Consider the following 583-nt stretch of genomic DNA (forward strand, 5'->3'; position numbering starts at 1 on the left):
CACGGCATCACCGCCGAACGTGAACTGCCGGTCATCAAGCGCATCGCGATCGGCTCGCTGCGCAACAAGATCCTGTTCATCCTGCCCGCGGCGTTGCTGCTCAGCCAGTTCGCGCCATGGTTGCTGACGCCGATCCTGATGCTGGGTGCCACCTACCTCTGTTTCGAGGGCGCCGAGAAAGTCTGGGCGCGGTTCACCGGCCACGGCGGACACGGCGGTGGCGAGCACGGCGAGCTGACCGCGGCCGTCGGCGGGGACGCCGAGAAATACATGGTCACCGGCGCGATCCGCACAGACTTCATCTTGTCCGCCGAGATCATGGTGATCGCGCTCAACGAAGTGGCCAATCAGACCTTCTGGCCGCGACTGATCATCCTGGTGATCGTCGCACTGGTGATCACCGCCGCCGTGTACGGCGTGGTGGCCGGCATCGTCAAGATGGACGACATCGGCCTGCTGCTGGCCCAGCGCTCATCGCAGGTCGCCCAGAAGATCGGTCGCGGTCTGGTCGCCGGGATGCCCAAGCTGCTGGCGGCCTTGTCGACCATCGGCACCGTCGCGATGCTCTGGGTCGGTGGACACA

General features: G+C 65.5%; 1 protein-coding gene. It reads left to right on the forward strand.

All coding sequences use genetic code 11. The features are described from left to right. A partial coding sequence (locus IMZ11_RS43455) for a DUF808 family protein (protein ID WP_228649528.1) occupies positions 1–583 on the forward strand: 583 nt, incomplete at both ends.

The organism is Microtetraspora sp. AC03309 (genome assembly GCF_020826795.1).
GTDB classification, from domain to species: domain Bacteria; phylum Actinomycetota; class Actinomycetes; order Streptosporangiales; family Streptosporangiaceae; genus Microtetraspora; species Microtetraspora glauca.